This is a genomic window from Agrobacterium sp. CGMCC 11546, from assembly GCF_013365515.1.
GTDB lineage: Bacteria > Pseudomonadota > Alphaproteobacteria > Rhizobiales > Rhizobiaceae > Agrobacterium > Agrobacterium fabrum.
Genome location: NZ_CP047388.1, coordinates 1,105,110 through 1,117,367, shown reverse-complemented (window position 1 = coordinate 1,117,367; position 12,258 = coordinate 1,105,110). Strand labels below are relative to the sequence as shown.

Sequence of the window (12,258 nt, the reverse complement as noted above, 5' to 3'; positions counted from 1 at the left end):
TATCAACCGCCAAACCGTGGCGCTTTTTCGTCAAGCAAAGCGTTGATTTCGGAAACGGCCTGGGCAGCGCCGGATGCATTGTCAAAAACGCCGCTGCGCATTGCCACGAATTCCACGCCGGTTTCGGAAACGGCAACCACTGACGACGTATCCGTGCCGCCCATAACGATGGCCGGGATTTCAATCATCGACGCCCACCACTCGCCGAGCGCCAGATTTTTGGGATGCGCCTCCGGCTTGATGTCGCCTTCCAGCTTTCCAAAAAAGACGTAGTCTGGATTGGACTCACCCATTTCCAGCGCCTTGTGGCGATCATCGGCATTGCCGCCGCCGACGATCAGCTTCGGCGTGAAGTTTTCCACCGCCTCAGCAAGCGCCTCGGCATTGCCCCCCACATGCAGGCCATCGGCCTTCACCCGGCTAGCCGTGCGGCTGTCGCCGGCGATGAGGGCGGCCGCACCGGCGGCCTGGACGATCGGCACAATCAATTCGGCCCATTTCTGGAAAGCGGCGTCATCCAGACCGTATTGCGGAATGATGACCGAAGCGACATCGCCGCCCCGCAATGCGTCTTCCACCTCTGTCACCTGCTTTTGCGCATCGTCCCTTTGCGGAACGATCAGGACAAGGCGGCAACGGTCTTCAACAATGCTCATCGTTTCGTCCATTTCAGGCAGAGGACGCTTATGGCGCGATCTGCACTCGTTTTCATATGACAAATCCGATAAACCGGACCGGCGAAAGGATCAACCATACATCCATGCTGACCGATTTTCATTTTTATCTCGTCGCCATCCCCGCAGTTGTGCTTGTCGGCCTTTCCAAGGGGGGGCTTGGCGGCGCACTGGCGCTGATGGGCGTGCCGCTGATGGCGCTTGCCGTTTCGCCTGTACAGGCGGCGGCGATCTTCCTGCCGATCCTGATCGTCATGGATCTTGTGGCTCTCTGGGCGTGGCGAGGGCACAATCACCGCGAAACGCTGCTCATCATGCTGCCCGGCGCCATCGCCGGCATCGCGCTCGGCTGGGCGACATCCAGCCTCATTTCCGCAAACGCCATGCGACTCGTCGTCGCCTCGGTCACGATCCTGTTCGTACTGCGTTATTTTTATGAGAGCTTCAAAAGTCGAAGAGGCCAGGAAATCCCGGCCAAACCGCAAAGACCGGCCGCCGCGACGCTCTGGTCGAGCCTCTCGGGTTACGCAAGCTTCGTCGCCCATGCGGGCGGTCCGCCTTTCCAGATCTACGTTCTGCCGCTGAAGCTCGATCCAAAGACCTATACCGGCATGAGTGTGCGTTTCTTCGCCATCATGAACGCGATCAAGCTCATCCCCTATTTCGCGCTCGGCGCGCTCGACGCCACGAACCTCAAGACCTCGGCCAGCCTGCTACCGGTGGCCATGCTGGCGACGCTCGCCGGTGCAAGGGTGGTGAAATATCTGAAACCGGCCGTGTTCTACCCGTTAATGTATTCCATGGCGCTGATTGCAGCGCTGAAACTCCTGTGGGACGGGCTGCCGTTCTAAATCCGGCAATAAAAAGCTCTGGCAGCAGGTTTTCGCCGCCAGAGCTCAAAAGGCTCAGACCGCCGGCCCTTCATTTGTCGAGGGCCGGCGATCTGGCATAAATCAATGTCTCGTTGAGGCCTTGAGCCTCTGCAGCTCATCCTTCAGGCGCAGTTTTCGACGTTTAAGGTCCGCGATCTCTTTGTCGTCAGACGACGGGGAAGCAAGAATACTCTCGAGCTCCTCCTCCAGAGCACCGTGTTTCTTTTCGAGCGATGCAATATGAGCCTGAATGGTCATGCGGCACGTCCTTCCTTTTTGAACCTACCTCCAGCTCTCCATCGCTGGAGTTTCAGGTTTACGACGGCAATGTGACATGGATCGCGCCGCTTGTCGAAGGCGAAATGAAGGCAATATGTGGGCAATTTGGTCGCAACGGATAACTTCCCGTTACCGCGATTTGATGATAGAGGCTCGTGAACGATCACATACGCGCCGGAGCTGATCCGGCGGCATAAAATGGGGATGACGAGATGCCCGATCAGGACCAGGCGGACATCAGGCTCACGCTGGCGCGGCTGCGCCAGGAGCATGAGGATTATGACGCGGCGATCAACGCGATGATCCAGACCAGCTGCGATGCGTTGAGAATACAGCGCATGAAAAAGAAGAAGCTGGCCGTCAAGGATAAGATGACCCAGATCGAAGATCAGGTCATTCCCGATATCATCGCCTGAGCCGGAGAGATTACGTGACAGCAGAAACGCCCCCCGTCGCCATCATCATGGGCAGCCAGTCCGACTGGGAAACCATGAAGAACGCCGCCGATACGCTGGATGCGCTCGACGTTGAGTATGAAGCCCGCATTATTTCCGCCCACCGCACTCCGGACCGGCTTTATGACTTTGCCAATGGCGCAAAGGACGAGGGTTTCAAGGTCATCATCGCCGGTGCGGGCGGTGCCGCCCATCTGCCCGGCATGACGGCCGCCATGACGCCGCTTCCTGTTTTCGGGGTTCCGGTGCAGTCGAAGACCATGTCCGGTCAGGACAGCCTCTATTCCATCGTGCAGATGCCCGCCGGCATTCCCGTCGGCACGCTCGCTATCGGCAAGGCCGGCGCCATCAATGCCGCCCTTCTGGCTGCTGCGGTCCTGGCGCTCAGCGACGAGGATCTTGCCGACCGGCTGGATGCCTGGCGTGCCCGCCAGTCGGCAGCCGTCGCGGAATATCCGATGGACAGCGCCCAGTGACGAAAAACGAGATGGCAAAGGCGAATAATCTGACCATCGGCATCATCGGCGGCGGGCAGCTTGGCCGGATGCTAGCCATGGCTGCGGCCCGCCTCAACCACCGCACCATAGTGCTGGAGCCGCAGGCCGATTGTCCGGCCGCGCAGGTTTGCAACGACCAGATCGTTGCAGAATATGACGACGAAAAGGCGCTTGCCGAACTCGCAAGCCGCTGCGATGTCGTGACCTACGAATTCGAAAACGTGCCTGTCGCAGCCGCCGAAAAACTCAGCGCCTCCGTGCCCGTCTACCCGCCGGCGCAGGCGCTCAGCGCCTCGCAGGACCGATTGACGGAAAAACGCTTCCTCAATGGTTGCGGCATTCCGACCGCCGATTTTCGCGCCGTGGATAGCCAGGACGCGCTGGAAGCTGCCTTGACCGCCTTTGGCGGCAAGGGTGTGCTGAAAACCCGCCGTATGGGTTATGACGGCAAGGGCCAGCGTGTCTTCCGGGGCGGCGAAGACCTCACAGGCAGCTTTGCGGCGCTCGGCGGCGTGCCGCTGATCCTCGAAAGCTTCGTCGCCTTCGAGCGTGAAGTTTCGATCATCGCCGCCCGTTTCCAGGACGGCACCGTCACCTGTTACGATCCAGCCGAGAACGTCCATCTGAACGGCATTCTGCACACATCGACGGTGCCGGCAGCACTTTCCGATGCCGCAAAGGCTGTCGCCGTGCGATCGGCCGAAAAGCTTCTCGCCGCGCTCGAGTATGTCGGCGTCATCGGTATCGAATTTTTCGTTCTGCCAGATGGTTCTCTGGTTGCCAATGAAATGGCGCCGCGTGTCCACAATACCGGCCACTGGACGGAAGCGGCTTGTGCGATCTCGCAGTTCGAGCAGCATATCCGGGCCGTGTCGGACCTTGCCCCTGGCAGCACGGATCGCCATTCCGATTGTGTGATGACCAATCTGATCGGGGATGACATCAACGACGTGCCCGCATGGCTGTCGAAAAAAGACTGTCTCGTGCATCTCTATGGCAAGACCGAAGCAAGGCCTGGCCGCAAGATGGGCCATGTGACCGAGCTTCTGCACACAGGAAAGGCCTAGTCTTTTAGGGCAAAGGCACGGCCAAGTGTTGACAGGCAGGGCTCAAACAGGTATCTGCCTGCCAACCGAAAAGAGCGCGCCCCGTTGCGCGCTTTTGATTGTTTGAATAGCACGGCAAAAGCCATGCAAAACTGCGGACCAGTAAAATGAAAATCAAGAATTCGCTTAAAGCGCTTAAGGCCCGTCATCGCGATAACCGCCTGGTTCGCCGCAAGGGCCGCGTCTACATCATCAACAAGCAGAACCCGCGTTTCAAGGCTCGTCAGGGCTGATTGATCGCGACTGCGGTTCGCGATTGAACGCGCGGATCACTTTGTTGATAGTGCAGAAGTTTGCATTTGATATTGGGCGCAGCCGGGTTAAGCTTTAACTCATGCGCCCAAATCATTTTTGCACGACTATTCTTCTTGCTCAGGGTTTCCTGTTTGCCGGCCTCCTGATTCCCGGAATGGCCGCTCTTGGTCATGCGGCGGACGGACAGCAGCGTGCTGCGGCAGAAGCCGCGCCTTCCCCCGCCAGAACCATCGACACTCTTTTCGCATCGCTGAAGAAAGAGCGCAACGCGGTCAAGGCGCGCAGCATCGCCAACCAGATCGCCGCCGAATGGAATGATTCCGGCAGTGCGACGGTCAATCTCCTGATGCAATGGGCAGGTGAAGCGGCGGACGAAAAGCGTAACGCGGCCGCCTATGATTTTCTCGACCAGGTGATTTTGCTCGACCCCAACTATGTGCAGGCCCCCTATCGCCGCGCTATGGTGCATTTCGCCGATGGCGATACCCGCAAGGCGATGGCGGACATCAACCTGACCCTGGAGAAGGAACCGCGCTATTTCCCGGCGCTGGCAAGCCTTGCCAACATCCTCGAAGCCTCAGACCGCGACGATCTGGCACTGAAGGCCTGGGAACAATATCTGACGGTTTACCCCGCAGACAAGGACGCCCGCAAGGAAGCCGTCGACCTCTCGGAGAAACTGGCGGGTACGCGCGGCTGAATCTGATAAAAGCACAAACAAAAATCGCCGCAAAAGCGGCGATTTTTCATTGAGGCGTTCTCAGCCGATCATTCCATGCCGAGCGCGGCCATATAGGTCTGAAGAATGGTTTCTTCCTCGATGCGCTCATTGGCATCCTTCTTGCGCAGGCGGATGATGGTGCGGATCGCCTTGGTGTCGTAACCACGGCCCTTCGCCTCGCCCATGACATCCTTGATATCACCCTGAATGGCAGCCTTTTCTTCTTCGAGGCGCTCGACGCGCTCGATGAACTGGCGCAGTTCTGCGGCGGCGACGGTTTCGGTGGTGCTTGTTTCGTCCATCATATCATCCTTTATTGGCGGCCCGCATCTGAGCCCTGTTCATTATATCCGGGCGAAGTCCTCGCCGGTCGCTGCCAGCGGGCAACAAAATTCCGGCCTGTGAACTGCCCATTGAAAGGCGTCCCGTCAAGTCGTTTCCGTCGATCGGCAGCTATTCCTTGGGCCGGTTCTGCTCAAAGGCGGTTTTCTGGGCATCACTTGCCTCCGCCTGATATTTCTCTTTCCAATCCTCATAGGGCATGCCGTAGACGATTTCCCGGGATTGATCCTTGCTGAGCGGAACGCCGGCTTCCTCGGCTGCCTCCCGATACCAGTTGGAAAGACAATTGCGGCAGAAGCCCGCGAGATTCATCAGGTCGATGTTCTGCACATCGTGACGTTCACGAAGATGCTGGACGAGGCGGCGGAAGGCGGCGGCCTCGAACTCTATCTGACTGTTGTCGTTCTCATTCGTCATGGCAAAACTCCAGGCTCAATAGGGGCCGGTGCGAGAGGCGAACAGCTGATATTCATGCAGGACGGGATCGTCATTCATTGCGGCGAAAATGGGAGCGAGCCGGTCCGACCATTCGGCGATCCCCTTCTCATCCGCGATCAGATCCTGCCGAACCTCCAGAAGCGCATGCGGTATGCCTTTCATCATGCAATGCCGATACATGGTGTCGCCTTTGAGCGCGCCGTCATAGGGTTCATTGTCGCCAACGAGGATGTCGCCGGTGGCGCGCAGATGGGCCAGAAGTGGATCGACCGCACGGTGATCAGTATCCCACAGGACCGCCGCATGCCATGGCCGCGGCGTTTCTTTCCAGAACGGCGTATAGGAATGCAGCGACAGGACGAGCGGCGCTTCTTCCGATGCTTCGGCAACACCGGTCAGCACGCGGTCCACGGCATTGTGATAGGGCCGATGAAAAACCTCGATCCGCCTTTGCCATTCCTCATCCGCAATCGGATGATTACCGGGGATGATTGCCCCGTCCGAAATCTTCATGATGAGGGTCGGATCATCCTCGCCGCGATTCGGATCGATCAGCAGCCGTGAGAACCGCCCGAGCACGGCCGGCACGCCAAGGCGCGCAGCCAGCGAGCACGTCAGCCCTTCTATCCCGATATCAAATGCGATATGGCGGTGAAAAGCGGTTTGCGGAAGGCCAAGATTGCCGTAGTGTGCCGGCAGGAGGTTCATGGCATGGTCCGCCAGAAGAACCATGCCTTTGTCATAATCGCCTTCTATGATTTCATAGGGTATGAAGTCGTTCATCGATGATTTTCTGGGGCAGGATTAAGGAGAGAAACTTGATGGCATGGCTTGAGGCCGGGCGCAAGTTCAGGCGGAAGAACAGCCATCTACCTTATCGCACTCACGATCCCACGAACAATATAATCGATTAAACTCGCGTTGACTTTCTTTGGCGGCCACGCCAAGAAGTGTGTTCATTATAACCATGGAATCCGGATGGAAGCCGTGACTCAGTCATCTCTCGCTCTTCCTCGCCACTTCAGGCATATCGCCCGTCTTTTCTCCGCAGCGGCATTGTTTCTGACCCCGTTCATTATCGTGGAGTCCGCGCATGCGGATTTCCGCGTGTGCAACAGCACGCAGAATCTCGTCGGGGTCGCAATCGGCTACCGCGCGCAGGATGGCTGGGTCAGCGAAGGCTGGTGGCAGGTTCCCTCCTCGACCTGCGCAACGCTGATCGAGGGTGAGCTGCAGTCACGTTATTATTATCTTTATGCCGAAGATGCCGCCCATGGCGGCCGCTGGACCGGTGACGTCAACATGTGCGTGGCGGAAAACGAGTTCAAGATCAACGGCGTGGACGATTGTTTTGCCCGCAGCTTCCAGAGAATGGGTTTCAAGGAATATGACACGGGTAGACAGGGCAGCTGGATGGTCCAGCTTTCCGATACGCCAGGCACACAGGGAAATCAAAACTGATGAAGCGTAACCGCAAAGTCAAAATTCTTGCAACTCTCGGCCCGGCCTCTTCCGAAGAGGCCATGATCGAAAAGCTGCATCTTGCTGGCGCTGATCTTTTCCGGATCAACATGAGCCATGCGAGCCACGACGTGATGCGGACGCTCATTCAGCGCATCCGCTCTGTCGAAAGCCGCAACGGCCGTCCCATCGGCATTCTGGCCGACCTGCAGGGTCCCAAGCTGCGCGTCGGAAAATTCGCCGAGACGAAGGTCGATCTGGTTCCGGGCCAGACCTTCACGCTTGATAACAACGACACCCCCGGCGACAACACCCGCGTTTTCCTGCCGCATCCTGAAATTCTCGAGGCGGTCAAGCCCGGCCACCGCCTGCTGATCGATGACGGCAAGCTGCATCTGCGCGCTGAAAAGAGCGACGGCAAGAGCATCGTCACCACGGTCGTTTCCGGCACCCGGATTTCCGACCGCAAGGGCATCAGCCTGCCCGACACCCTGCTCGGCGTCGGCGTTCTGACCGACAAGGACCGCGTCGACCTCGATGCCGTTCTCGAGACCAACGAAGTGGACTGGGTTGCTCTTTCCTTCGTTCAGCGCCCTGAAGACCTGGCAGAAGTGCGCAAGATTTCCCGCGGCCGCGTTGGCCTGATGTCCAAGATCGAAAAGCCGCAGGCTGTTGAACGCATCGAGGAAATCATCGAGCTTTCCGATGCATTGATGGTTGCGCGCGGCGATCTTGGCGTGGAAATGCCGTTGGAAGCCGTTCCGGGCATCCAGAAGCAGCTGACCCGTGCCTGCCGGCGCGCCGGCAAACCCGTCGTCGTTGCCACCCAGATGCTGGAATCGATGATAACAGCACCGGTTCCGACCCGCGCGGAAGTATCGGACGTTGCAACGGCCGTATTCGAAGGCGCCGACGCCATCATGCTCTCGGCTGAGTCCGCTTCCGGCGATTATCCGATCGAAGCCGTATCGACCATGGCGTCTATCGCCAGCACGGTGGAACAGGACCCCTATTATTCCAACATCATCTACGCGCAGCGTCCGCAGCCGGAAGCAACCGGTGCCGACGCCATTTCGCTTGCCGCCCGCCAGATCGCTGAAACGCTGAAGCTTGCGGCGATCGTCACCTATACGTCCTCGGGCACGACCGGCCTGCGCGCCGCGCGCGAGCGGCCGCAGGTGCCGATCATTGCGCTGTCGCCGATCATCCAGACCGCACGCCGCCTGTCGGTCGTCTGGGGCCTGCACTGCGTCGTCACCGGCGATGCCAGCGATCTGGACGACATGGTGAACCGCGCTTGTCGTATCGTTGTTTCCGAAGGTTTCGGCAAGCCCGGTGATCGCATCATCATTTCCGCCGGCGTACCGCTCGGCACCCCCGGCGCAACCAACATGGTGCGCATCGCCTATATCGGCTCGGACGGCCAGAGCGGCGTCTGATAGACAAATACCAAGCAATAAAAAACCCGCCGTCACCGGCGGGTTTTTTATTGGCCTTTCGGCCGTCTGATAAAACTGGCTCAGTGCATCTTCACCGGCGTGCTGAAGCGGCTGGATTCGATCGCCACGGCACCCGGTTTGAAGCTCGCCGAGGTCGCCGAAGCCGACATCTCCTTGCTGAGCATACGGTTGGCGACAACGCGTGGCGCCTTTACCGAGCGTCCGGTCGTGCCCTTGTTCTGGTTGAGCGCCCAATCCGAAATAAGATCCTGCGTCAGGCGTCCACCGCCCACCATGGCCTGCTCGGAAACGACTGCATCCTGCTTGCTCGGGCGCGAACCCTTGGTTGGAAGGCCGGCGCTGAGGCCACCATTGATGGCGGGCTTCAGATCGAAAGCATCCCCAAAACCAGGCTGCGGCGCGGCCTTGGCCGTTTCGGCTGGCGCGACGGTAACCTTGTGATTGACGGCAGCAGGGAATGGGGCCGCCGTCGGCATGGCCGCGGACTGGACCTGCGACCGGGCAGCCTGACCGCTCTGTTCGAGAGCCGCAACCACGGTCGGCGAAAGCGTATCCCGCTGCGCCTCGGCCAGATCGTCTTCGCCTTCCTGATCAGTTTTTGCCGCCGCCAGCAGGGCTTCCGCCACGGCCGGACGATTGGCCGGAACCGGGATAGAAGCGAGTTCGCCGGTAGCAGCCGGTGTCGCACCATCGGCGGAAGCCGTCAGGATCGATCCTTCCGCGTCACCCTTCATGCCGCGCGGGCCGAGAAGGGTGGGCACGGGCACCGAAACCTCAGCCAGATCGGCAAATTGCTGGCGCTCAGCCGGAGCTGACGTCGGCGTCGGCATGGTCGCCGCCTGTAGTGCATCCTGCGCGGCATTGCGGGCCGGAGAATAGAGCGCGGTCGCAAGGCCGGCATTGGCAGGCGGCTGGTTGCCGAATGCTGGACGAGCCATCGGCAGCGGCGCATCGTTCACGCCGGGAAGGGCCTGCGCCGAAGCAACAGCGATGGCGGGTTCAGGCTCGGGAGCCGCCTGCTGCGGAGCCGGGCGAGCGACAGCCGGGCGCTCTGCGGGCTCCGGCGCTGCGATGCTATCGGGATCTTCATCCTCGTCACCACCACCAAAGAGGGCCTGCAACAGGGTCTTACGCTTGCCGCCACCACCGGAGGAAGCAGGGCCGGAGCCGGCGCTGGAAGCAACCTGAATTGAGGAAGAGCTAACGCGCTTCTTGTAATCGGCGAGCGCCTGCTCGTAACCGGGCAGCGGCTTACCGTCAGAGGGCACATGCAGTGTATTGCCCTTCGGGAAGATGCGCACGAGTTCCTGACGGCTCATGCGTGGCCAGGCACGAACGCCGCCGACATCCATATGCACGAAGGGAGAACCGGAGGTCGGATAAAAGCCAACGCCGCCGATCTGCATCTGCATGCCGATTTCACGCAGGGTGGCGAGCTTTACGCCGGGGATGTAAAAATCCATGGCCTTGCCAAGCATATGCTGGCTTTTTTCCGCGACACCCTTGGTGCGCGTGCGCAGCAGGCCATTGGTCTCAGGCGAACGGAAGGCCGAAACGACATTGATATAATCGGTCGCGCCGCTGCGGCGATAGACTTCCCAGACAAGATCGAAAAGTCGCGGGTCCATCCGCGTCGGCTGGTTGCGGCGCCAGTCACGCAGGAAACGGTTCAGTTCCTGCAGGCCCTTCTGGTCGTATTTGCCATTGCGCTTGAAGGTGATGACCGCCTTCTCGCGTGTATGGATGTAATACAGTTTGAGGCTTCGCGTCTCGGCGGCGGCTTCCGTCGCCGAAACACCTACGAAAGGCATAGCGGCGAGCATCAGGCAGGCAAAGGTGACAGCGCGTGCCGACAGCTTCGTGCATATATCCTTGATCAAGCCGCGCGCGATCTTTGTCGAAAGCGCGTTATTCCGATGCAGATATGGCAATTCGATCCCCGCCTGGAAGACAATTTCTGTCACATTGCCTCAAATGAACGTCAAATACGGTGACACGATGGCAAAATTACCACACACATGCAACCTTCCTCTACATAGTGAATCAGCCACTAACAAGAGGTTTATAGACGGTAAGCGGATATCCTTGCTCAGAAGTTAACGAATTTCACGATCTGCCCTGGAATAAACGGTTTGGACTCTCATGCGACGTCTCGAAGCGGATCATCCGGATCGATGCCATAATCTTTCAGCTTGCGATAAAGCGTAGAGCGGCCGATGCCGAGCTTTCTCGCGACCTGGCTCATCTGACCGCGATAAAAACGCAGGGCGAAACGGATGAGCTCCTCCTCGATCTCTGCCAGTTTCCGGATATTGCCCGAATCGTCCGTGCTGGAGATCAGGTTTCCGCCACGATAGATCGTGGTGGAGATATCCGACGGCTCCTCGATAACAGCATGGCTTTCGGCAGCCGGCGGCGGTGAATAGGCCGCAAGCTTCAACGACGATCCGGATGGTGAGCGGATAATATCGTCCCCATCATCACCGTTCGAAAATTCCGGCAGCTGCAGCGCGATCTGCGGAAAATCGGAATCCGACAGTTCCGAACCCTGCGACAGAACCACGGCACGGAAAACGGCGTTTTCCAGCTGGCGGATATTGCCGGGCCAGTCATAGGCCGTCAGCAGCGCCAGCGCACTGGCATCGAGGCCGACGGGATTGGGCAGTTTCTGCTCCGCCGAAAAGCGTTCAGCGAAAACCCGCGCCAGATGGGGAATATCTTCCTTGCGCCGGCGCAGCGCCGGAATGGTGATCGGAAAGACGTTGAGGCGATAATAGAGGTCCTCGCGGAAGCGGCCTTCCTTTACCTCTTCGATAAGGTTCTTGTTGGTGGCCGAAATCAGCCGCACATTGACCTTCTGCACCCGCGCGGAGCCGACGGTTTCGATTTCGCCCTGCTGCACGGCGCGCAGCAGCTTCACCTGTACGTCGAGCGGCAGATCGCCGATTTCATCGAGGAACAGCGTGCCGCCATCCGCCTCCATGAATTTGCCGACATGTTTTTCCGTCGCACCCGTGAAGGCGCCCTTCTCGTGGCCGAAGAGGATGCTTTCCACGAGATTATGGGGGATGGCACCGCAATTGACTGTTATGAACGGCTTGTTCGCCCGGTCGCCGCCCGACTGGATGGCACGGGCGACCATTTCCTTGCCGACACCAGATTCGCCTTCCAGCACCACGGGAATGCTGGACTGGGCGGCGCGCTGCGCCAGTTCGATGACCCTCAGCATTGCGGGGCTTGCGGAAACGATATCGGTAAAATTCACTGCATTGCTCCGTCCGCGCCTGCCCGTGCGGGCCTTTGCCTCTTTCCTGTCGAGCTTGAGCGCATTGGAGATGGCGGCGCCGATCCTTTCCGGCGAAACCGGCTTCACGACGAAATCGAAAGCGCCGGCGCGCATGGCCTGCACAACGGTGTCGATGCCGCCCTGTCCGGTTTGTACGATGACCGGAACATCCGTGCCGAGTTCGCCTACAGCTTTCAGAAAGGCAAGCCCGTCCATCTCCGGCATCATCAGATCGAGGACAATGACATTGATCTCGCCGCTATATTGCTTGAGCAACTCCAGCCCCGCCCTGCCGTTTTCGGCAAGCAAGGCCAGATGCCCATAACGTTCCACCGCATTTTTGAGCAGGCGGCGCTGGACGGGATCATCGTCTATCACGAGAACATGCGCGGTCATTTTTAGCTCCGGTTTC

At 59.2% G+C, this 12,258-nt stretch carries 15 protein-coding genes; 8 read left to right on the top strand and 7 right to left on the bottom strand.

Features of this window, described 5'->3' with window-relative positions; all coding sequences use genetic code 11:
- Positions 1-2 precede the first annotated feature (2 nt).
- Positions 3-656: a thiamine phosphate synthase gene (locus tag GSF67_RS19835; RefSeq protein WP_035216134.1), complete on the bottom strand. Its 654-nt coding sequence runs from the start codon at positions 654-656 to the stop codon at positions 3-5.
- 104 nt (positions 657-760) lie between these two features.
- On the opposite strand from GSF67_RS19835, the gene GSF67_RS19830 reads away from it, so the two are divergent.
- Positions 761-1,525, top strand: coding sequence for a sulfite exporter TauE/SafE family protein (locus GSF67_RS19830; RefSeq protein WP_006314707.1), 765 nt, complete (start codon positions 761-763; stop codon positions 1,523-1,525).
- A gap of 102 nt (positions 1,526-1,627) precedes the next feature.
- Here the strand turns inward: GSF67_RS19830 and GSF67_RS19825 are convergent, their stop codons facing one another.
- Positions 1,628-1,804, bottom strand: coding sequence for a YdcH family protein (locus GSF67_RS19825; RefSeq protein WP_006314700.1), 177 nt, complete (start codon positions 1,802-1,804; stop codon positions 1,628-1,630).
- A gap of 233 nt (positions 1,805-2,037) precedes the next feature.
- Between GSF67_RS19825 and GSF67_RS19820 the strand changes: the two genes are divergently transcribed.
- The 5 genes from GSF67_RS19820 (at position 2,038) to GSF67_RS19800 (ending at position 4,838) form a co-directional block, all read left to right on the top strand.
- Positions 2,038-2,241, top strand: coding sequence for a YdcH family protein (locus GSF67_RS19820; protein ID WP_006314698.1), 204 nt, complete (start codon positions 2,038-2,040; stop codon positions 2,239-2,241).
- 47 nt (positions 2,242-2,288) lie between these two features.
- Entirely contained in the window at positions 2,289-2,756 is a 468-nt protein-coding gene (purE, locus tag GSF67_RS19815) for a 5-(carboxyamino)imidazole ribonucleotide mutase (RefSeq protein WP_035216131.1), read from the top strand.
- An 11-nt stretch (positions 2,757-2,767) separates the two neighbouring features.
- A complete protein-coding gene (locus GSF67_RS19810; RefSeq protein WP_006314694.1) occupies positions 2,768-3,844 on the top strand; it encodes a 5-(carboxyamino)imidazole ribonucleotide synthase in 1,077 nt (358 codons plus the stop codon).
- A 146-nt stretch (positions 3,845-3,990) separates the two neighbouring features.
- The gene (ykgO, locus tag GSF67_RS19805; protein ID WP_003497670.1) at positions 3,991-4,116 is read left to right on the top strand and encodes a type B 50S ribosomal protein L36; all 126 of its coding nucleotides are present in this window, start codon (positions 3,991-3,993) and stop codon (positions 4,114-4,116) included.
- A gap of 101 nt (positions 4,117-4,217) precedes the next feature.
- On the top strand, positions 4,218-4,838 hold the full coding sequence (locus tag GSF67_RS19800; protein ID WP_006314687.1) for a hypothetical protein: 621 nt from the start codon (positions 4,218-4,220) through the stop codon (positions 4,836-4,838).
- 68 nt (positions 4,839-4,906) lie between these two features.
- Here the strand turns inward: GSF67_RS19800 and GSF67_RS19795 are convergent, their stop codons facing one another.
- The 3 genes from GSF67_RS19795 to GSF67_RS19785 form a co-directional block, all read right to left on the bottom strand.
- On the bottom strand, positions 4,907-5,164 hold the full coding sequence (locus tag GSF67_RS19795; protein ID WP_006314683.1) for a DUF2312 domain-containing protein: 258 nt from the start codon (positions 5,162-5,164) through the stop codon (positions 4,907-4,909).
- A 148-nt stretch (positions 5,165-5,312) separates the two neighbouring features.
- The gene (locus tag GSF67_RS19790; RefSeq protein WP_006314681.1) at positions 5,313-5,618 is read right to left on the bottom strand and encodes a DUF1244 domain-containing protein; all 306 of its coding nucleotides are present in this window, start codon (positions 5,616-5,618) and stop codon (positions 5,313-5,315) included.
- 15 nt (positions 5,619-5,633) lie between these two features.
- Complete coding sequence (locus GSF67_RS19785) at positions 5,634-6,422, bottom strand: N-formylglutamate amidohydrolase (protein ID WP_006314679.1); 789 nt, start codon at positions 6,420-6,422, stop codon at positions 5,634-5,636.
- Between the two features lie 246 nt (positions 6,423-6,668).
- Here GSF67_RS19785 and GSF67_RS19780 point away from each other — a divergent pair, with 246 nt between their 5' ends.
- Together GSF67_RS19780 and pyk are read left to right on the top strand one after the other, a co-directional pair.
- On the top strand, positions 6,669-7,100 hold the full coding sequence (locus GSF67_RS19780; protein WP_370363072.1) for a DUF1036 domain-containing protein: 432 nt from the start codon (positions 6,669-6,671) through the stop codon (positions 7,098-7,100).
- Entirely contained in the window at positions 7,100-8,539 is a 1,440-nt protein-coding gene (pyk, locus tag GSF67_RS19775; RefSeq protein ID WP_006314675.1) for a pyruvate kinase, read from the top strand. The genes GSF67_RS19780 and pyk overlap by 1 nt, the downstream gene beginning before the upstream one ends.
- An 80-nt stretch (positions 8,540-8,619) precedes the next feature.
- On the opposite strand, the gene GSF67_RS19770 is transcribed toward pyk, so the two are convergent.
- Both GSF67_RS19770 and GSF67_RS19765 read right to left on the bottom strand, forming a co-directional pair.
- Positions 8,620-10,524 carry a DUF882 domain-containing protein gene (locus tag GSF67_RS19770; protein WP_006313459.1) on the bottom strand — a complete coding sequence of 635 codons (1,905 nt, stop codon included), beginning with the start codon at positions 10,522-10,524 and terminating at the stop codon, positions 8,620-8,622.
- A 176-nt stretch (positions 10,525-10,700) separates the two neighbouring features.
- Positions 10,701-12,242: a sigma-54 dependent transcriptional regulator gene (locus GSF67_RS19765; RefSeq protein ID WP_006313458.1), complete on the bottom strand. Its 1,542-nt coding sequence runs from the start codon at positions 12,240-12,242 to the stop codon at positions 10,701-10,703.
- Between the last annotated feature and the right edge of the window lie 16 nt (positions 12,243-12,258).

Excerpts from the sequence above, each read along its gene's own strand:
- pyk (WP_006314675.1), top strand. The coding sequence starts at position 7,100 with ATGAAGCGTAACCGCAAAGTCAAAATTCTTGCAACTCTCGGCCCGGCC.
- ykgO (WP_003497670.1), top strand. The coding sequence starts at position 3,991 with ATGAAAATCAAGAATTCGCTTAAAGCGCTTAAGGCCCGTCATCGCGAT.
- purE (WP_035216131.1), top strand. The coding sequence starts at position 2,289 with ATGGGCAGCCAGTCCGACTGGGAAACCATGAAGAACGCCGCCGATACG.
- GSF67_RS19785 (WP_006314679.1), bottom strand. The coding sequence starts at position 6,422 with ATGAACGACTTCATACCCTATGAAATCATAGAAGGCGATTATGACAAA.
- GSF67_RS19800 (WP_006314687.1), top strand. The coding sequence starts at position 4,218 with ATGCGCCCAAATCATTTTTGCACGACTATTCTTCTTGCTCAGGGTTTC.
- GSF67_RS19790 (WP_006314681.1), bottom strand. The coding sequence starts at position 5,618 with ATGACGAATGAGAACGACAACAGTCAGATAGAGTTCGAGGCCGCCGCC.
- GSF67_RS19765 (WP_006313458.1), bottom strand. The coding sequence starts at position 12,242 with ATGACCGCGCATGTTCTCGTGATAGACGATGATCCCGTCCAGCGCCGC.
- GSF67_RS19820 (WP_006314698.1), top strand. The coding sequence starts at position 2,038 with ATGCCCGATCAGGACCAGGCGGACATCAGGCTCACGCTGGCGCGGCTG.
- GSF67_RS19810 (WP_006314694.1), top strand. The coding sequence starts at position 2,768 with ATGGCAAAGGCGAATAATCTGACCATCGGCATCATCGGCGGCGGGCAG.
- GSF67_RS19825 (WP_006314700.1), bottom strand. The coding sequence starts at position 1,804 with ATGACCATTCAGGCTCATATTGCATCGCTCGAAAAGAAACACGGTGCT.
- GSF67_RS19830 (WP_006314707.1), top strand. The coding sequence starts at position 761 with ATGCTGACCGATTTTCATTTTTATCTCGTCGCCATCCCCGCAGTTGTG.
- GSF67_RS19835 (WP_035216134.1), bottom strand. The coding sequence starts at position 656 with ATGAGCATTGTTGAAGACCGTTGCCGCCTTGTCCTGATCGTTCCGCAA.
- GSF67_RS19795 (WP_006314683.1), bottom strand. The coding sequence starts at position 5,164 with ATGATGGACGAAACAAGCACCACCGAAACCGTCGCCGCCGCAGAACTG.